The sequence below is a fragment of the Natranaeroarchaeum sulfidigenes genome (assembly GCF_017094485.1).
GTDB classification, from domain to species: Archaea; Halobacteriota; Halobacteria; order Halobacteriales; family Natronoarchaeaceae; genus Natranaeroarchaeum; species Natranaeroarchaeum sulfidigenes.
The window spans coordinates 1444381-1460649 of the sequence record NZ_CP064786.1; the positions used below are offsets into that span (position 1 = coordinate 1444381).

Consider the following 16269-nt stretch of genomic DNA (forward strand, 5'->3'; position numbering starts at 1 on the left):
GCTCCCATTCGGCGGTGGCGGGACTGCCGCGTCCGGGAGTTTATTGATTGTTCAGTGAGAGTCGTAGTCGAGATGAGTGCAATCGAGATGGTCAACGTCGGCAAGCGCTACGGTGACTTTCAGGCGCTTGACGGACTCTCCCTGGCCGTCGAGCGTGGCGAGCTGTTCGGGCTGCTCGGCCCGAACGGGGCCGGAAAGACGACCGCAATCGGCCTGCTGACTGGGCAGTTAACGCCCGACGAAGGGTCGCTCTCGGTGCTGGGGACGGATCCAGCGACCGAACCGATCGAGACCAGACGGCAGGTCGGGATCGTCCCCGAGAAGGAGTCGCCGCCGAGCTTTCTGACTCCTCGCGAGTACTTCGACTTCGTCGGGCAGGTACGCGGAATCTCAGAGGACCGGCTGACAGAGCGCGTTGACGAGTGGGCCGATCGGCTCTCCTTTGCGGACAAACTCGACGCGATGGCGACGGATCTCTCTCGTGGGCAACAACAGAAGGTGATGATCACGCAAGCGTTTCTCCACGACCCCGATGCCGTCTTCATCGACGAACCGCTCGCGAACCTCGATCCGATCATGCAGGAGCGAGTCAAGGAGTTTTTTGAGCGATACCGGTCACAGGACAACGCCTTGCTGCTTTCGACCCACGGTATCGAGGTCGCCCGCGAGCTCTGCGATCGAGTTGGCGTCGTGGGTGACGGCCGACTCGTTGCGGAGCGTCGACCTGCCGAGATGAACCCCAACGAGTCGCTCCTTGACGCCTTCGAGCGTGAGGGACCGGCCGAACAGCCGACGATTGCATCCCGATGACGATGCCGGGGATAGACCGCACGGACCGTATCGTCTTCGTCTGGATGCTCCGCGAGGAGTGGCGACTGCATTCGTCGCTCTTTGGCGGTCGCCGCTTTGCGGCGTTTCCCCTGCTCGTCGCCGTACTGACGGCGGGGGGAGTCGTTGCGCTCGTGGAGACGGGAACGAGCCTCGATGCCGTGATCGCTGGACTGCACGCACTCGTGTTCGCGTTCGGGCTCCACACGGGGACGATCGGTCTGGTGGGCAGGGACGCTATTGACGACGTCCTCGGCGACGTGACGCTGCTGGTCTTTTCAGCACGGACGCTACCGATCTCCCGAGAGCGCCTGCTCGGACATTTCCTGGCCAAGGACGCGCTCTACTACTCGACCCTCTTTCTGGTCCCGGTCGTGGGTGCCTTCGGCGTCGCAGTCGGTCGAACCGGCCTCGAGCTCGTCGATCTCGGTCGACTCTGGCTCTCGACGACCGCGACGTTCCTGCTCGGTCTGGTCGTGACGCTAGCGGTGGTCGGCCTCGCCACGCGGGGGATCGCTGGCTGGCTGACCGTCGGCGTGTTCGGCGTGGGCAGCGGTGTACTCTGGTACTCAAACGTCGATCTCTTCGCCGCGACGCCGTACGCGCTGTACGCCGAGCCGTCACTACTGGCCGCCATCGGGACGCTCGTACTGCTCGCGGGTATCGCCGTTGTCGGCGTTCTGGCGTACGACCCCGTGGATTCCACACCGACCCGTACACGCGCGCCAGCGTTCACGACGTGGCGACGACGCCTCCGGGACGACACCGGGCTGACGACCAAAACGCTGCTTGATGTCGCGCGAAGTAGTGGCGGCCTCTGGAAAGTCGTCTTCTCCGGTGGCATCATTTTCGCCGTCTGCGTGGGGTTGGTCGAACTCGCCGAGCGGATTACCGGCGTCGAACCGTCCGTCGGCGTCACGTTCGGCCCGCTGCTCGGCCTCTCGGCCTATACGACGTATAACTGGATCACACAATACGATGATCCGGCCTCATACCTGCGGTATCCGCTCGAGATCCCTGATCTGTTCGCCGCCAAGCGGGCTGCGCTGGTACTTGTCGGACTGCCGACTGCGGCGGGTTACTACCTGCTCGCGGTGGTCCTGGTAGGAACGGGCCCCGTTGACGCCCTCACTGGACTCGTCTTGCTCATCGGGTACCACCAGTACCTGTTCGGCCTGACGGCAGCACTGGCTGGCTTCGATCCGAACGAGTTCCTCTTCGACACTGTACTGTTCGTGGTCTTTACAGCCGCCGTCGCAATCGTACTCGTACCGGTGCTCGTTGTCGCTCTCGTCATCACGCCGCTTACCAGTACTGCTCTCCTCGTACTGGTCACTGTCGGCGTCGGCCTGTTCCTCGCAGGGGAACTGTGCTATCGATACGCCGGTATCCGGTGGTCAAGTCGACTCGAGGAGTGACAGCATCGATTCCACGAACGGCCACCTGTGGCCGAGAAGTCGATCTCAACTCCCCGGTTTCCGCCAGTATGATTTAAGTATTGTTATTTGGTATCATGTACCATGGACATTCGTCACGCAACTTCAGCCGACCGGGACGCCATCAGGAACATTGCCACCGACTCGATGCGGAGTTCCTACTCGATGAGCCCGGATACCATTGACAGCGCCGTATCGTCGTGGTACGGCGATGACACCCTCGACACGCTGCTGGCTGATGACGAACGAATCCTTCTGGTGGCTGAAGATGACGACACGCTGACCGGATTCACCGACGCGATCTTGCACGGTCCGGAGCAGCCGGGCGATCTGCTCTGGCTTCACGTCCATCCGGACCACCGTGGACGGGGTATCTCGAGGGAACTTATCGAAGAAACCAGAGCGCGTCTCGTCGAAGCAGGGGCTTCACACCTACGCGGACTCGTCCTCGCGGACAACAGCGAGGGTAACTCCTTTTATCGACACTTCGGGTTCGAGAAGATCGGAGAACGACACATCGAGATCGATGGAACCCGATACGTCGAGAACGTCTTTCAGGACGACGAGCCGACGGGTCTGACGACACTCGCCGTCGACGACGAAATCGTCTACGTGGCTGACGACGAGACAGAGCGAGGGTCGATTGCACCATTCAACACGATCTACGCCGACCCGAATCGCGACGAACGCTGGGCGTACTACTGTACGAACTGTGAACGGGTCGCCGCGGCGATGGATGCGATGGAGCGTATCGAGTGCTCGGCGTGTGGGAACACGCGGAAACCGACTCGATGGGATGCAGCGTACCTCTGAACACCCGCTCCCGTTGAGAAAGACGAATATAAGGCCCTTCTTTCCTAATCGCCGGGTATGCAAGCACAGGTCAGAGAGCACGTCCCCGCTGTCACGGCCGTGCTGACCATCGTTTCGTTGATACTCGTGTTCGGCGCGGCGCTACAGGCGTTCCCACAGGAGTCGATCCCGACCGCGCCCCAGTGGGTGCTCGATGCGATCCCACACCTGAACGCCGCTGTCAGCGCGGTTGCTATCGTTACGATTCTCGCTGGGGTCCGAGCGATCCGCGGTGGGGAGATCGAACGTCATCGCCGCCTGATGGTCGCCTCCTTCGTGCTGTTCGCCGGGTTCCTCGTGATGTACCTCTATCGCGTCGCGCTGCTCGGACCCTCGTCGTTTCCCGGCCCGGAGACCATCGAACTCTACGTCTACCTGCCGATCCTCGCCGTCCATATCCTGCTTGCCGTCCTCTCGCTTCCGTTCGTCTACTACGCTCTCCTGCTTGCGGCCACACGATCGATCCACGAACTCCCGAAGACTAATCACGCACGCGTCGGGCGGATCGCGGCGACGCTCTGGACCATCTCCTTTGCCGGTGGGATCGTGATCTATCTCATGCTGTACGTCCTCTTTTGAACGTGTAACCTGTCCTGAGCGTCCACAGGTTCATATACGAATCCGCGGCCAGAGCGGTGTATGTCGTTGCACCAACGGCGCGATGTACTGGAGAAACTGGCTGCACTGTTCGGAACCGCGTCCGTCGCTGGACTTCCGTTCCGCGAGGAGAACGGCGAGATCCTGACCGGCGTCGTCGATCGGATCGTCGACGATCTCGCAGTCGTCCTGCTGGAGGATGACGGGGAACTGGTCGACCAGACGACGCTCCCGGTCGACGAGCTACCGGGCCCTGCAAAAGAGGAAGGGACAGTGCTGGAGTTAGTGATGGACGGTGATGATGTTGACCGAGTGCGCTACGACAAACCGGAGACAGAGCGCCGACGAGAAGAGGCCGAGGACCGGTTCGACGAGCTGGCGGATTAATCGTCAGCGATCGTCGATTCGGTCGAAATCTCTGGGCGGGTCACCTCACGGTCGGTTGCCTCTCCCTCGATGTCGTAGGGGTACTCCCCAGTGACACAGCCGAGACAGAGATCGCTGCGGGAGGACTGAAGCGCGCTCGCGACGGCGTCGATCGAGAGATACGAGAGGCTATCGGCGTTGATCTTCTCGCGGATCTCGTCGGTCGATTTCCCGGCCGCGATCAGCTCGTCGCGCGAGGCCATGTCGATTCCCATGTAACACGGGGCGATGATCGGCGGTGCGCCGATCCGGACGTGGACCTCTTCCGCGCCGACGTCCTTCAGCAGCTGAACGAGCTGGTTCGAGGTCGTTCCGCGGACGATACTGTCGTCGATGATCGTCACGGATTTACCCTCGACCGTGCTCTTGATCGGGTTGAGCTTCAGACGCACGGCGCGTTCACGCTCGTCCTGTGTCGGCATGATGAACGTCCGGCCGACGTAGCGGTTTTTCATCAGCCCTTCGGCGAACTCGACGTCCGAGCCGTCGTCGGTCGCAGCTTCGGCGTAGCCGCTCGCAAAGGATCGCCCCGAGTCGGGAACCGGCATCACGACGTCGCTTTCGACGCCGCTTTCGGCCCAGAGTTCCCGGCCGAGTTCACGACGTACCTCGTAGACAAGTTCCTCGTCGATGACGCTGTCGGGGCGGGCGAAGTAGACGTGCTCGAAGAAGCAGTGTGCCGTGTTGTCCTCATCGAACAGTTGATAGGAGTCAAAGCCAGTTCCGTCGCTTCGTAGAACAATCAACTCGCCGGGCTCGACGTCCCGGACGAGTTCGCCATCGAGCGTGTCGATGGCTGCGCTCTCGCTCGCGAGGATATACCCGTCGTCGAGTTCACCGATACAGAGCGGCCGATTGCCCTGCGGATCGCGCACCCCGAGAACGGTGTCGTCGTGCATGATCGTCAGCGAGTACGAGCCATGGATTCGCTCCATCGTACGCTTGACTGCCCGGACGAGATCCTCTTCGAGCAGGTTCCGGGCGAGGTCGTGGGCGATGACCTCGGTATCGCCGTCCGAAGTAAAGGCGTGGCCGAGTCCCGCAAGCTCGTCCCGAATCTCTTCGGCGTTGACGAGGTTGCCGTTGTGCGAGAGGCCGAGTGAGCCGCTTTTGAACGAAACCGAGAACGGCTGAGCACAACAGGAGTTGACGCTTCCGGCAGTGGGGTACCGGACGTGTCCGATCCCAACCGGGCCGTTCAGGCTCTCGACGTCGCCCTCGCCGAACGCGTCGCCGACCAGTCCCATCTCGACGTGGCTGTGCTGCTGGAAGCCGTCGTGCGTGACGATCCCTGCCGATTCCTGTCCGCGGTGCTGGAGCGCGTACAGTGAGTAGTATAGCGGTCGTGCAGCGTCACGGTCTTCGAGTGAGACGCCAACCACGCCGCACTTTTCGGTCATCCCGTTCCGGGAACGCCTGTCGACCCGCCCGTCTGACATAGACATGTGTAGCGAGTCATCGGGGATAAATCCTCCCAATCGTGTTCTACTTGGCCGTATCAAAGTCCAGTATGTGCACAAACATGCATATTACCGTGGAGTCGACAGACACAGCTATCGCTCGTCAATTGGAAGCAAAGAGAACTGTCGTGGAGCTCAGACTGTTTGTTCTCACTGGTTACCGACGATTGCCCGTAAGGGGTCGGGCGATCACCGGTAAATGACGGGACCAAACAGTATCAGTTATCGCCAGCTTTCGACTGCCAGGCGTAGCTCCGCTTGCTCTTGGACTTACCGAAGCCACACGACGAGCACTTCTTCTTTTTGATGTGATAGGACTTCTCACCACAGCGTCGACACTTGACGTGGGTGGTCTTGTTCTTTTTACCCTGGCTTGGGGTTCCTGCACCAGTCATGGGATGATCGAAACGACGTTATCGCCGCGTATAATGGTTGTGTCTTCGACTGGCGCCTCCGAATCACCCGTCGGATCCTCGGGCGCGGGGACTTTCATGGCGTCTTCGAGCACGAGGTTCATATGCTGATCGTAGCCTGTCAGGCGACCTTCGTAGATCTCGCCGCCCTTCAGCTGGACCTGTACGTCTTCGCCGAGAGACGCTTCGAGTACGTCGAGGGGTCGTCCACTCATACGCTCATACCCTCGCGTGACGGGCATAAACGTACCGGGTTCCAGTGGGATCCGACGACGAACTCGCCGACTGCTCGCCGATCACTGCTGACCCGGTGGCCCACCCTGTGGCTGGTCGTCGTTCCCATCGCCACCAGCCAGTCGCTCGCTGTTCCCGCTCTCGTCGATCCGAATCGTCGGAGATATCGTTTCAGGTGTTACATCGTAACAGTATATTACTTGTGCGAGATATCACGGACGCAAGGCTGGGCGACGGCGAGAGTGGGTCCAAAACTGCATGACGGCGAGGGGGGCGCTGGCTAGATGTCGACAGCGAACGCCTCGTACTCGCTGGTACGCTCGGCGAAGGCGGCGAGCAGCTCGACGCTCGCGGTCAGGTCCTCGGTGTCGACGACCTCGACCGGGGTGTGCATGTACCGGTTGGGCAGACCGACGTTCAGCGAGGGGATACCGCCGCGCTGGACGAAAAAGGCGTCGGCGTCCGTCCCGGTACGGATCCCGGCTGCCTCTAGCTGGACGTCGACGTCGGCGTCATCGGACGCTTCACGAACCGCCTCGACGACGACCGGGTGGTTTGTCGTTCCTCGCGACACGACGGGCCCGCCACCGAGTTCGACGTCTGCCGCCCGATCGGAGGGTGCGTTGGGATAGTCGGTAGCGTGTGTGACATCCACCGCAATGGCGGCGTCCGGGTCGAGATCGAAACCGACCATCTGTGCCCCCTTGAGTCCGACCTCCTCCTGGACCGTGCTTACTGCGTGGATCGTCGCGTCAACGCCGGCCTCGGCCGCCGCCCGTAGCGTCTCCGCGGCCACGAACGTCCCGACGCGGTTGTCCATCCCGCGTGCGGCGACCAGACTCCCCTGTAGTTCCTCGATGGTCGAGGAGAACGTGATCGGATCGCCGACCTCCACGAGTTCGCGGGCGGCCTCGCCGTCCTCGGCCCCGATATCGATCCGTTGCTCGCGGATCTCGTCGTACTCCTCCTTGCCCGCATCCCGCAGGTGGATCGCGTTCTGGCCGACGACGCCGCTGACCGGCTCCTCGCCGTGGATCGTAACGTGCTGGCCGCGCGTTACCGTCCGATCGGAGCCGCCGAGACGGGCCATCTGGATGAAGCCATCGTCGTCGATCCGGCGCACCAGAAACCCGATCTCGTCGGCGTGACCCGCGATCGCGATCTCCGGTTCTCCTCCCTCCACTGTTGCGACTGCATTACCGTACTCGTCGGTCTGTATGTCGTCGGCAAATTCGGAGACGTAATCGATCCAGACGCGCTGTCCTGCCGTTTCGTAGCCGGTCGGACTCGGCGTCGTGAGCAGTTCATCAAGAAACTCCCGCTGTGAGTCGTCCATAGCCGAACTTGTCGTCCCGATGTTTCAAGCCTGTCGTCACGGCAAGGCTGTCAGGAGACGTGATACGTCGTGACACCCTCATTCCTAAGTTCCGTCTCGTCCAACTAGCAGGTATGGCAAAGATAACGCTGTTCGAGTTCAACCCGCGTGGACGCATCCAGATCGGGCCCAGCGGTCCTGACGACGAGGGACTGTTCTCGGCCGATATCGATCGAACCGACGACGACGGAGCGGAGGACGTAGAGACGGCGGAAGTAGACGACAGCGGCCTCGGCATCGCTGCGGTGCTGATCCCGCTGGTCATCCTCGCCGTCATCGGCGTCGCAGTGAAGACGCTCCTCGGTGGCGACGACGAGGAAGAATTAGAGCCGGACGAGGAATCGGAAGGTACGATCAGCCGGTTCACTTCGACGACCGAATGACTACTCGTCGAGGAATCGGTCCGGCGTCACCCGCGAGAGCCGCATCGCGTTCCCCGTAACGCCGAGACTCATCCCCATGTCGCCGACGATGACCGCCACCGCGACGCTGACGTAGCCGAAGGGGACGCCGACGGCGAGGAGGGCCTTGACGCCGAGGCTGGACCAGATGTTCTGGCGGATCACGCTGTTGGCCCTGTGGGCGAGCGCGTACAGGTAGGGCAGTTTTGCGACGTTGTCGCCCATCAGCGCGATGTCGGCAGTCTCGATGGCGGTGTCCGTGCCCGCTGCACCCATTGCGATGCCGACGTCGGCGGTCGCCAGCGCGGGTGCATCGTTGATCCCGTCGCCGACCATTGCAACCGAGCCGTACTCGGCCTGCAGTTCCTCGACGGCGTCGACTTTTTCCTCGGGCAGTAGCCCGGCGCGGTACTCGTCGATCCCCAGATCCGTGGCGACGGCCTGGGCTGTGCCCTCGTTGTCGCCGGTGAGCATCACCAGCGGGCCGACGCCGAGACGGGCGAGCGCGTCCACGGCGAGTCGGGCCTCGGGTCGGATCTCGTCGGCGATGGCGATCGCCCCGAGGAGCCGCTTTTCGGTCCCGACGAGGATCACCGTCTTGCCCTCGGCCTGTAACGCATCGATCCGGTCGGGGAGCGAGGCAGCGCCCGTGGCGATCCACTCCTCATCATCCGGCAGGACGTCCTCGCTAACCGTCGACACGCCGCCGTCGGTACGACCCGGCCCACGAGTCGACTGATCGAGGTCGAATCCGAGTTCCTCGAACAGTCCCGGCTTTCCGGCGTAGTAGGTCCTCCCGTCGACATCCCCGCGGACTCCCTTGCCGGTGATGCTCTCGAAGGCCGTGACCCCCCGGGGGTCGATCCCCGCCGCGCTCGCACGCTCCAGAACGGCCTCGGCGATCGGGTGCTCGCTGCGACCTTCGAGTGCAGCGGCGCTAGAGAGGACGTCGTCCTCCTTCACGTCGCCGAGCGCGAGGACATCCGTTACGGTGAGTTCGCCAGCGGTGAGCGTCCCCGTCTTGTCGAAGGCGACGGCATCCACTTCGCCCATCGCTTCGAGATGGTTACCGCCCTTGATCAGGACGCCGTTCCGGGCCGCGCTGGTCACGCCGGAGGCGACGCTGACCGGCGTCGAGATGACGAACGCGCATGGGCAGGCGATCACCAGCAGCGTCAGCCCGCGGACGAACCACGTCAGCGAGTCGTCGCCGAACGTGTGCTCGACACCCGCGAGTCCGACCGTCGCCGTGCCGTCGATGAGCAGTGGTGGCAGGAAGGCAGTAAGCAGTGCCAGCACGACCACGACAGGCGTGTAGTAGCTCGCGAAGCGGTCGACGAACTGCTCTTTTTCGGTCTGTTTGGCCTGCGCGTCGCCGACGAGGTCGATGATCCGTGCGAGCGTCGTCTCGCCAGCCTCGCTCGTCGTCTCGATCTCCAGATAGCCCGCCTCGTTGAGCGTCCCCGCGAAGACCTCGTCGCCGCCAGATTTGTCGACCGGGACGCTCTCGCCGGTGATCGGCGACTGGTCCACCGAGCTCGTCCCCTCGACGACGATCCCGTCGATCGGGATCTTTTCTCCCGGTCGGACGACGACGCGCTCGCCGACACGAACTTCCTCGGCGGGGACGGTCACCTCCTGGGGCTCGCCGTCCTCTACTTCCCGGAGAACGGTCGCTTCCTCGGGCGACAGTTCCATCAGTTCGCGCAACTCGTCGCGGGTCTGATCCATCGCGTAGCGTTCGAGTAGCTCCGCGATACTGAACAGGACCGCGAGCGTCGCCGCCTCGATGTAGAGTCCGATCCCCGTCGCGGCGACGATCGCCGTCCCCATCAGGAGATCGATGTCGAGGCTCCGGTTTCGCGCGGAGTAGTAGCCGGACCGGACGACCGGAACACCGGCCGCCACGGTCGCGACGAGCAACGTGGCGTTAGCCAATGTGAGCGCGCCGATCGATGTCTGGACCAGCGTGGTGTTCAGTCCAGTCAGCACGAACGTCAGCGCGAGTCCGACAACGAGAAAGACCGCGCCGATCCACGTTTTGATGGCCCGGGAACTCGTCCAGACGGCCGCGGGTTCAGCGACTCCCGTTCCGCCGGTATCGGTCCCGTCCGAGCGCTCGGCGACCTTGTAGCCAGCGCTCTCGACGGCGGTCACGATCTCCTGTTCGCTCGCACGGTCCGCAGTGTAGGTGACGGTCGCAATCCCGGAGGTCGGCCGCAGATCCATCGTTTGCACGCCGTCGATATCGGTCAGTGCGTTCTCGACTTTGCCCGCACAGGAGGGACAGTCCATTTCGGGGACGGAGAGGCGAAGAGTGACGTACTCGTCTGCGACCTCTTCAGTCTCCGCACGACTATCAGTCATCACCGGTGGCTAGGGAGCAGGTCGGGATACGAGTTTCTTGGAATGTTCCAACTCTTTGGTTAGAATATTCCAATCCGGAGTGGGTTGTATCGCCTACCTCAGAGTAGTGCGGAACTGCTACCGGGCGAAAAGCGCCGGGAAACGCGTTCTTTCGCCAGGTGAGCCTCTGCCCGCCGGAGCCGATAGGTCAGCGTCGACCGCGGAACGTCGAGGCGTTCCGCGAGTTCGCCGACGTTGATCTGTCTGGGCGTCTCGTAGTAGCCGTGCTCGACCGCAGCCTCTAGTGCGGCCTCTTGCTCGGGCGCGAGTCCCTCGTCAGTCCGCACGGATGGAGAGGGTGCCTCCGTGACGCGCTTGATCTCCAGGTCGGCGCAGTCGCCGACGATCCGTCCAAGCTTGTCGATGAACGAACGGACGTCCGCGGGGCCCGAGTGGATGATCCGCCAGGTGTATTCTCGCTCGCTATGGCGGGTCTCGAAGAGCGCACCCTCTCCCAGATTATCGAGGGCAGTGTGGGGAACCGACGCGCAGTCCGGGGTTCGCTTCCAGTAGGAGTAGAGCACGAGCGTGTCGTCTGTGTGTTCGAGGACGTGCATCGTCTGGGTCGCACCGCAGTGGTCGGTCGCGAGACAGTCAGCGTAGTAATCCGCGGTGAGAAAGGCATCCTCGATAGCATCGAGGGCGTCAGGCGAGCCGCTCGCGTGGTCGACGCGCCAGAGGCTCGACTCGGTGGCGTGCAAGGAGAGTGACCGAATCTCGGCGTCTGGATACTCGGCCAGTGTGTCCGCCACCGCGTTACAGCCGGGGCGATAATCGAGCGTGAAGACGAGTTCGCGCATACCGAATCTAGCTGTTCGACGAATAAAACGGAACCGGGGGCTGTGGATAGGGGCGAACAGTTTTGCCCGCCCATCCCCTATCTGTAAGCGTGAACCTGTTCCGTAGCGTCCGCGCAGTGACCGGGGCCTCCGGCGACGGCGCAGTCGACTGGGACGCCGTTGTCGAGGCGGCCCGCGCCAGCACCGACCCCGGCCCCCTCGACGTCTCTGCAGCCGAACGCGAGGCATACGCAACTGATGTCCGGGACGCCCGAACCCGAATCCGATCGATCGGGGACCTGACCTTCGACGTTCCGGACCGGATCGAGATCCAGAACCGTCACCACTGGATCGACGCGAACGCCGACACGTTTCGGCGCGTGATGCAACCGGTCGAATCACACACTACCGTTGCGATCCCGGGCGTTTCACGGGTTGTCAACACCGGGACGATGAGCTTTATGCTCGCCTTCCTCGGCCGAAATGTGCTCGGCCAGTACGATCCGCTCTTGCTCGCAGACTCGAACGATCACGCGCTTTATTTCGTTCGCCCGAACATCGTCGATGTCGCCGACAAACTCGATGTCGAGTACGACCGATTCCGTCGCTGGATCGCGTTCCACGAGGTGACCCACGCCGCCGAGTTCGGGGCCGCACCGTGGCTCACCGACCATCTCGAAGCGACGATGGACGACGGAATCGAAGCGCTCTCCCGGGGCACGCTCGATCGTGAAGCCTTCGAGGAACTCGACACCACGATGACCGTCGTCGAGGGATACGCCGAGTTACTGATGGATCACGCCTTCGACGGCGAATACGCCGACCTCCGGGCAAAGCTCGACGCCCGACGACAGGGTCGCGGGCCGCTCGCGAGATTCGTTCGCCGGACGCTCGGCCTCGGGATGAAACGCCGCCAGTACGAACGTGGAAAGGCTTTCTTCGAGCAGGTCGCCGAGCAACGAGATGTCGAGACCGCGAGCGTCGTCTGGGACCGACCGGAAAACCTCCCGACGAACGACGAAATCGATGACCCGGACGCGTGGCTGCGACGCCTTAATTTGTAAGTATGCAGATCGTCAGCCTCTGAGCATCCAGAAGAGGTACTGCATCAACGCCGTGCCGACGAGCGCTCCGACGAGGGTGGCTACGGCGATTGCGGTGAGCGAGGCATCGGCATAGACAGCCGTCAGGCCACCCGAAAGCGCGATAAGGACCACGAAGCCCCACTTTATCTGGCTGTAGTCGTTGGCTTCCTCGATCTCCGCTCTGGTTGGTCCAACCATTATAGCTCCCGTGGCGCACTGACGTGCATACTCACGAACTTCCAGTCCCCGTCTCCCGCGTCTATCGTCCCGGACCAGCGGGAGTCGAAGGAGAATCGCTCGCCAGTGCCGGTGTCAGTCCACGCCATATCGACCAGATCGGCGAACCAGGCACAGTCTCCCCGCTCGGTGACTGATAGATCGGTCGACTCGATGCGCCACTCCTCGGTCGTGCGCGTTTGCTCCGCCAGGGCTTCAGTAATCTCCTCGGAGCCACGGAGCTGTTCACTGATCCCGAACTTGACCGTAGCGAGGTGATCAGCAAAGTACGGACCCAGGGGGTCGCCGTTCCGCACTGCCTCGTAATACTCACGAACCGTCGTTTCGGCGCTCATAGCCTATGTAACGTCCGATGTGAACTTGAAGCCCCCGAAGCAGTCCCGGAAACTGTGACGAGTCAGTAGAACCCTCGATCAACGTCTCCTTCGTCGACGAGCTCGTCGAGTTCCGCGTCGAGTAGCTCCTCGGCTTCCTCGAACGTCGACGCGAGCTCATCGAGCTCGTCGGGCCGGTCGTACTGGTCGTACTCCATCGGGCCGAACGCTGGACTGTCCAGAACCTCCATCACGTCGTCGAACAGGTCTCCCGGCGTCGTCGGGGCATCCGAGTGGGCCTTCAGTACTTCTTCGAGGTTGCTGGCCTTCTGCTCGGCGTCACTCTCGTCTTCTGGGGGGCGCTGGACGGCAAATCGTCCGGAGTCGTGCTGTTCGGGAAGATACAAGCCGATCTCGTCGTCGATCTTCCGTGCGACCTGCGTGCCGACGCCGCGCACCTCGTAGGGGTTCTTCGCGAACGTCTTGATCTGGTAAACGCCGCCGACTGGATGGCCGAGATACAGATCCTCGCCGACGCCGCCGCTACGGTCGCCCGCGACGGCACGCCATCCCTCCGGGTCGACGCCGCTGTCGACGATGTCCTCGACGATATCCTGCCAGTCGCGTACGCGCATGGCTACGTGTTGGCGCGGGTGCAGAAAGAACGTATCGGTTCGTGCGATCCTCCTGTCGTCGATGCCCACAGACCGCTACAGCGAGAGCCCACGAACTTCGACGCTCTCACCTTCTTTGACCGTCCCGATGACTTGCCCATCGGTCGCGTCGGCGAGCGCGTCTGCCTGCTTCTCGGGCACGGCGGCGACGAAGCCGGTTCCCATGTTGAACGTTCGATGCATCTCCTCGTCCGCGACGTTACCCAGCTCCTGCACGAACTCGAAGATGTCGTGGGCGGGACACGGGTCGGTGATGTCGTAGCGGTGCTCGCCCATCCGGGTGAGGTTCGTCCAGCCGCCCCCGGTCACGTGGGCCGCCGCGCGGGCGTCGTGTTCACGAAGCGGTTCGAGCAGATACGTATAGATCCGGGTCGGTTCGAGCAGTTCCTCGCCGATCGACCGGTCCGGGTTCGGTGGGAACGGATCAGTGTACTCGTACTCGCGGGTCACTGCGGTCCGGGCGAGCGTCAACCCGTTCGAGTGGATGCCGCTGGAGGGAAAACCGACGAGAACGTCGCCCGGCTGTGCCTCCCCGTCGAACGTCTGCTCCTTGTCGACGAGTCCGGCGCAGGTACCCGCAAGGTCCAGCCCACGGATCACGTCGGGCATCACCGCCGTCTCGCCGCCGAGCAGTGAGAGCCCGGCGGCCTCCGCACCCGCTGCGAGCCCGTCACCGACCTGTTCGGAGAACTCCTCGCTTGGCTCCTCGACGGCGAGGTAGTCGACGAACGCGACCGGATCGACGCCCGCCGCGACGAGATCGTTGGCGTTCATCGCGATACAGTCGATACCGACCGTCGAGTAATCTTCGAGTGCCTCCGCGACGAGCAGCTTGGTCCCGACGCCATCGGTGGCGAGGCCAAGATACTGATCGCCGATGTCGAGCAGTCCGGCGTACTCGCTGTCGACGACGTTACCAACCGCGTCGAGCAGTGCTGCAGTCGCCGCATCGCTCTCGTCGATGTCTACCCCCGCGTCCGAGTAGGTGAGTCGCTCCTCGTCAGTCATACGAGTGAACGTGCCCGCGGCGAGCAAAAGACCACCGGTCTGTCGCTGGATCGGATCGGAACGGTGCACGCTGGCACGGAACCCGCGGCTTATATTATCCCGTCGTGAGAGGAATCGTACATGGATCGCGTTGCAGTCATCGGCGCGTCGATGACACAGTTCGGGCAACGTGACGCCTGGATCCGCGAACTCCTCGCAGAGGCGGGTGAAGCCTGTCTCGCGGACGCCGGTGTCACACCCGACGACGTCGAACATCTGTACGTATCGAACATGGCCAGCGGTGAATTCGAGGGCCAGACGGGCGTTCCGAACGCCCTCGCTCACGACCTCGGAGCCGTCCCTGCCTACACCCAGCGGGTCGACCAGACCAGTTCTAGCGGCGGTGCAGGGATCTACGCCGCCTGGCAGTCCGTCGCCAGCGGAGCAAGCGACATGACGCTGCTCGTCGGTGGGGAGAAGATGACCCACCGCACCACCGCCGAAGCCACTGATGTGATCGCCTCCCTGACCCACCCCGCGGAGTACAAACACGGTGTCACGCTGCCCAGCTTTGCGGGACTGACCGCCAGACGCTATCTCCACGAGTACGACGCACCGCGAGAGAGCCTGGCGAAAGTCGCCGTCAAGAATCACAAAAACGGCGTCGATAATCCCCACGCACAGTTCCAGAAGGAAGTCGATCTGGAGACCGTGATGGACTCGCCGATCATCGCCGACCCGCTCCGGCTCTATGACTTCTGCCCGATCACCGATGGCAGCGCCGCGCTCATGCTCTGTCCCGAGTCCGTCGCCGCGGAATACACCGACAACTACGCGGTTATCTCGGGTATCGGCGGGGCGACCGACACGCACGTCGTCCACGAGCGCGAGGACCCCACTGTAATGGGTGGCGTCGTCGACAGTGGGGCGGACGCGTACGAGATGGCTGGTATCGGGCCGGATGATCTGGATGTCGCCGAACTCCATGACATGTTCACGATTCTGGAGTTCCTTCAGATGGAGGGGCTGGGGATCGCTGAACAGGGCGAAGCGTGGAGGGCCATTGAGGACGGCCGAACCGAGAAGGACGGCAACTTACCGGTCAACACCTCCGGTGGGCTCAAATCCAAGGGCCACCCGCTCGGCGCGAGCGGCGTCGCACAGGGCTACGAGATCTACAAACAGGTCATCGGCGACGCCGGGCCGCGACAGGTCGATGCTGACGTCGGCCTCGCCTGCAACGTCGGAGGCTTCGGCAACTGCGTCATCACCACGATCATGGAGGCAGGACGATGAGCGACAACGAGCCAGAGCTGACAGCACAGCGCTACGAGGACGGCACCGTTTCGTACCCCGGACACCCGCGCGGGTTGAGCGGGGCCGAGCCGACGGAGACCGTCGACCTGACTGATCGGACTGCGGAAGTCATTACGTGGACGACCAGTACGGCGACACCACCCGGCCTTCGCGAACCGAACACGCTCGCAATTGTCGAGTTCGACGTGGACGGCGAGTCGGTGCGGGCGCTCGGACAGATCGTCGACGGCGCGGACATCGAGATCGGAGACACCGTCGAACCGGTCTATGCTGACGAACTTCGTGAACCGGGCGCAGGGATCCGCGAACCGGACAGTCAAGAGTGGGACGGCTTCCGGTTCGAGCCGATCTGACGATTCTGTCGATTTACAGCTAAAGCCACGGCAGATACCCCCACGGCGGCGTGAAAACGGAACTATTAAACACATCTCCCAACTACCGGTTAGTA

Annotated in this window: 19 protein-coding genes; 9 read left to right on the plus strand and 10 right to left on the minus strand. The window is 62.9% G+C overall.

Annotation, left to right across the window (positions count from 1 at the left end; translation table 11 throughout):
* Positions 1 to 72: 72 nt before the first annotated feature.
* The 5 genes from AArcS_RS07650 (at position 73) to AArcS_RS07670 (ending at position 4100) form a co-directional block, all read left to right on the plus strand.
* Positions 73 to 810 carry an ABC transporter ATP-binding protein gene (locus AArcS_RS07650; RefSeq protein ID WP_238479892.1) on the plus strand — a complete coding sequence of 246 codons (738 nt, stop codon included), beginning with the start codon at positions 73 to 75 and terminating at the stop codon, positions 808 to 810.
* A 2-nt stretch (positions 811 to 812) separates the two neighbouring features.
* Positions 813 to 2246: a hypothetical protein gene (locus AArcS_RS07655; RefSeq protein WP_238479893.1), complete on the plus strand. Its 1434-nt coding sequence runs from the start codon at positions 813 to 815 to the stop codon at positions 2244 to 2246.
* A 102-nt stretch (positions 2247 to 2348) separates the two neighbouring features.
* Positions 2349 to 3077, plus strand: coding sequence for a GNAT family N-acetyltransferase (locus AArcS_RS07660; RefSeq protein WP_238479894.1), 729 nt, complete (start codon positions 2349 to 2351; stop codon positions 3075 to 3077).
* A 57-nt stretch (positions 3078 to 3134) separates the two neighbouring features.
* Positions 3135 to 3695: a DUF420 domain-containing protein gene (locus AArcS_RS07665; protein WP_238479895.1), complete on the plus strand. Its 561-nt coding sequence runs from the start codon at positions 3135 to 3137 to the stop codon at positions 3693 to 3695.
* A 60-nt stretch (positions 3696 to 3755) separates the two neighbouring features.
* Complete coding sequence (locus tag AArcS_RS07670; RefSeq protein ID WP_238479896.1) at positions 3756 to 4100, plus strand: DUF3006 family protein; 345 nt, start codon at positions 3756 to 3758, stop codon at positions 4098 to 4100.
* Here the strand turns inward: AArcS_RS07670 and purF are convergent.
* The 4 genes from purF to AArcS_RS07690 form a co-directional block, all read right to left on the minus strand.
* Complete coding sequence (gene purF, locus AArcS_RS07675; RefSeq protein WP_238479989.1) at positions 4097 to 5539, minus strand: amidophosphoribosyltransferase; 1443 nt, start codon at positions 5537 to 5539, stop codon at positions 4097 to 4099. The genes AArcS_RS07670 and purF overlap by 4 nt on opposite strands.
* Positions 5540 to 5817: 278 nt before the next feature.
* On the minus strand, positions 5818 to 5994 hold the full coding sequence (locus AArcS_RS07680; RefSeq protein WP_238479897.1) for a 50S ribosomal protein L37e: 177 nt from the start codon (positions 5992 to 5994) through the stop codon (positions 5818 to 5820).
* Positions 5991 to 6227, minus strand: coding sequence for an LSM domain-containing protein (locus AArcS_RS07685; protein WP_238479898.1), 237 nt, complete (start codon positions 6225 to 6227; stop codon positions 5991 to 5993). Before AArcS_RS07685 ends, AArcS_RS07680 begins: the two co-directional genes overlap by 4 nt.
* A 299-nt stretch (positions 6228 to 6526) precedes the next feature.
* Positions 6527 to 7582, minus strand: a complete 1056-nt coding sequence (locus AArcS_RS07690) for a M20/M25/M40 family metallo-hydrolase (protein WP_238479899.1) — start codon at positions 7580 to 7582, stop codon at positions 6527 to 6529.
* 113 nt (positions 7583 to 7695) lie between these two features.
* Between AArcS_RS07690 and AArcS_RS07695 the strand changes: the two genes are divergently transcribed.
* Complete coding sequence (locus AArcS_RS07695) at positions 7696 to 8004, plus strand: hypothetical protein (protein WP_238479900.1); 309 nt, start codon at positions 7696 to 7698, stop codon at positions 8002 to 8004.
* Here the strand turns inward: AArcS_RS07695 and AArcS_RS07700 are convergent, their stop codons facing one another.
* Both AArcS_RS07700 and AArcS_RS07705 read right to left on the minus strand, forming a co-directional pair.
* Positions 8005 to 10389, minus strand: coding sequence for a heavy metal translocating P-type ATPase (locus AArcS_RS07700; RefSeq protein ID WP_238479901.1), 2385 nt, complete (start codon positions 10387 to 10389; stop codon positions 8005 to 8007).
* Positions 10390 to 10487: 98 nt separating this feature from the next.
* Positions 10488 to 11228, minus strand: coding sequence for a helix-turn-helix domain-containing protein (locus AArcS_RS07705; RefSeq protein WP_238479902.1), 741 nt, complete (start codon positions 11226 to 11228; stop codon positions 10488 to 10490).
* A gap of 89 nt (positions 11229 to 11317) precedes the next feature.
* Between AArcS_RS07705 and AArcS_RS07710 the strand changes: the two genes are divergently transcribed.
* Positions 11318 to 12271 carry an Rv3626c family coenzyme F420 biosynthesis-associated protein gene (locus AArcS_RS07710; RefSeq protein WP_238479903.1) on the plus strand — a complete coding sequence of 318 codons (954 nt, stop codon included), beginning with the start codon at positions 11318 to 11320 and terminating at the stop codon, positions 12269 to 12271.
* A gap of 12 nt (positions 12272 to 12283) precedes the next feature.
* On the opposite strand, the gene AArcS_RS07715 is transcribed toward AArcS_RS07710, so the two are convergent.
* The 4 genes from AArcS_RS07715 to purM form a co-directional block, all read right to left on the minus strand.
* Positions 12284 to 12490: a DUF8527 family protein gene (locus AArcS_RS07715; protein ID WP_238479904.1), complete on the minus strand. Its 207-nt coding sequence runs from the start codon at positions 12488 to 12490 to the stop codon at positions 12284 to 12286.
* Positions 12490 to 12864, minus strand: coding sequence for a nuclear transport factor 2 family protein (locus tag AArcS_RS07720; RefSeq protein WP_238479905.1), 375 nt, complete (start codon positions 12862 to 12864; stop codon positions 12490 to 12492). The genes AArcS_RS07715 and AArcS_RS07720 overlap by 1 nt, the downstream gene beginning before the upstream one ends.
* 62 nt (positions 12865 to 12926) lie before the next feature.
* Positions 12927 to 13478, minus strand: coding sequence for a hypothetical protein (locus AArcS_RS07725; RefSeq protein WP_238479906.1), 552 nt, complete (start codon positions 13476 to 13478; stop codon positions 12927 to 12929).
* Between the two features lie 75 nt (positions 13479 to 13553).
* Positions 13554 to 14525: a phosphoribosylformylglycinamidine cyclo-ligase gene (gene purM / locus AArcS_RS07730; RefSeq protein WP_238479907.1), complete on the minus strand. Its 972-nt coding sequence runs from the start codon at positions 14523 to 14525 to the stop codon at positions 13554 to 13556.
* Between the two features lie 120 nt (positions 14526 to 14645).
* On the opposite strand from purM, the gene AArcS_RS07735 reads away from it, so the two are divergent.
* Together AArcS_RS07735 and AArcS_RS07740 are read left to right on the plus strand one after the other, a co-directional pair.
* Positions 14646 to 15800 (plus strand): thiolase family protein, encoded by a 1155-nt coding sequence (locus tag AArcS_RS07735; RefSeq protein ID WP_238479908.1) that lies wholly within the window; start codon positions 14646 to 14648, stop codon positions 15798 to 15800.
* Positions 15797 to 16174 (plus strand): Zn-ribbon domain-containing OB-fold protein, encoded by a 378-nt coding sequence (locus tag AArcS_RS07740; RefSeq protein WP_238479909.1) that lies wholly within the window; start codon positions 15797 to 15799, stop codon positions 16172 to 16174. The genes AArcS_RS07735 and AArcS_RS07740 overlap by 4 nt, the downstream gene beginning before the upstream one ends.
* The last annotated feature ends 95 nt before the right edge of the window (positions 16175 to 16269 follow it).

Coding starts and splice junctions, on each gene's coding strand:
- AArcS_RS07650 (WP_238479892.1), top strand. CDS start 73: ATGAGTGCAATCGAGATGGTCAACGTCGGCAAGCGCTACGGTGACTTT.
- AArcS_RS07715 (WP_238479904.1), bottom strand. CDS start 12,490: ATGGTTGGACCAACCAGAGCGGAGATCGAGGAAGCCAACGACTACAGC.
- AArcS_RS07670 (WP_238479896.1), top strand. CDS start 3,756: ATGTCGTTGCACCAACGGCGCGATGTACTGGAGAAACTGGCTGCACTG.
- AArcS_RS07685 (WP_238479898.1), bottom strand. CDS start 6,227: ATGAGTGGACGACCCCTCGACGTACTCGAAGCGTCTCTCGGCGAAGAC.
- AArcS_RS07695 (WP_238479900.1), top strand. CDS start 7,696: ATGGCAAAGATAACGCTGTTCGAGTTCAACCCGCGTGGACGCATCCAG.
- AArcS_RS07735 (WP_238479908.1), top strand. CDS start 14,646: ATGGATCGCGTTGCAGTCATCGGCGCGTCGATGACACAGTTCGGGCAA.
- AArcS_RS07680 (WP_238479897.1), bottom strand. CDS start 5,994: ATGACTGGTGCAGGAACCCCAAGCCAGGGTAAAAAGAACAAGACCACC.
- AArcS_RS07690 (WP_238479899.1), bottom strand. CDS start 7,582: ATGGACGACTCACAGCGGGAGTTTCTTGATGAACTGCTCACGACGCCG.
- AArcS_RS07655 (WP_238479893.1), top strand. CDS start 813: ATGCCGGGGATAGACCGCACGGACCGTATCGTCTTCGTCTGGATGCTC.
- AArcS_RS07720 (WP_238479905.1), bottom strand. CDS start 12,864: ATGAGCGCCGAAACGACGGTTCGTGAGTATTACGAGGCAGTGCGGAAC.
- purF (WP_238479989.1), bottom strand. CDS start 5,539: ATGACCGAAAAGTGCGGCGTGGTTGGCGTCTCACTCGAAGACCGTGAC.
- AArcS_RS07660 (WP_238479894.1), top strand. CDS start 2,349: ATGGACATTCGTCACGCAACTTCAGCCGACCGGGACGCCATCAGGAAC.
- AArcS_RS07705 (WP_238479902.1), bottom strand. CDS start 11,228: ATGCGCGAACTCGTCTTCACGCTCGATTATCGCCCCGGCTGTAACGCG.
- purM (WP_238479907.1), bottom strand. CDS start 14,525: ATGACTGACGAGGAGCGACTCACCTACTCGGACGCGGGGGTAGACATC.
- AArcS_RS07740 (WP_238479909.1), top strand. CDS start 15,797: ATGAGCGACAACGAGCCAGAGCTGACAGCACAGCGCTACGAGGACGGC.
- AArcS_RS07700 (WP_238479901.1), bottom strand. CDS start 10,389: ATGACTGATAGTCGTGCGGAGACTGAAGAGGTCGCAGACGAGTACGTC.
- AArcS_RS07725 (WP_238479906.1), bottom strand. CDS start 13,478: ATGCGCGTACGCGACTGGCAGGATATCGTCGAGGACATCGTCGACAGC.
- AArcS_RS07665 (WP_238479895.1), top strand. CDS start 3,135: ATGCAAGCACAGGTCAGAGAGCACGTCCCCGCTGTCACGGCCGTGCTG.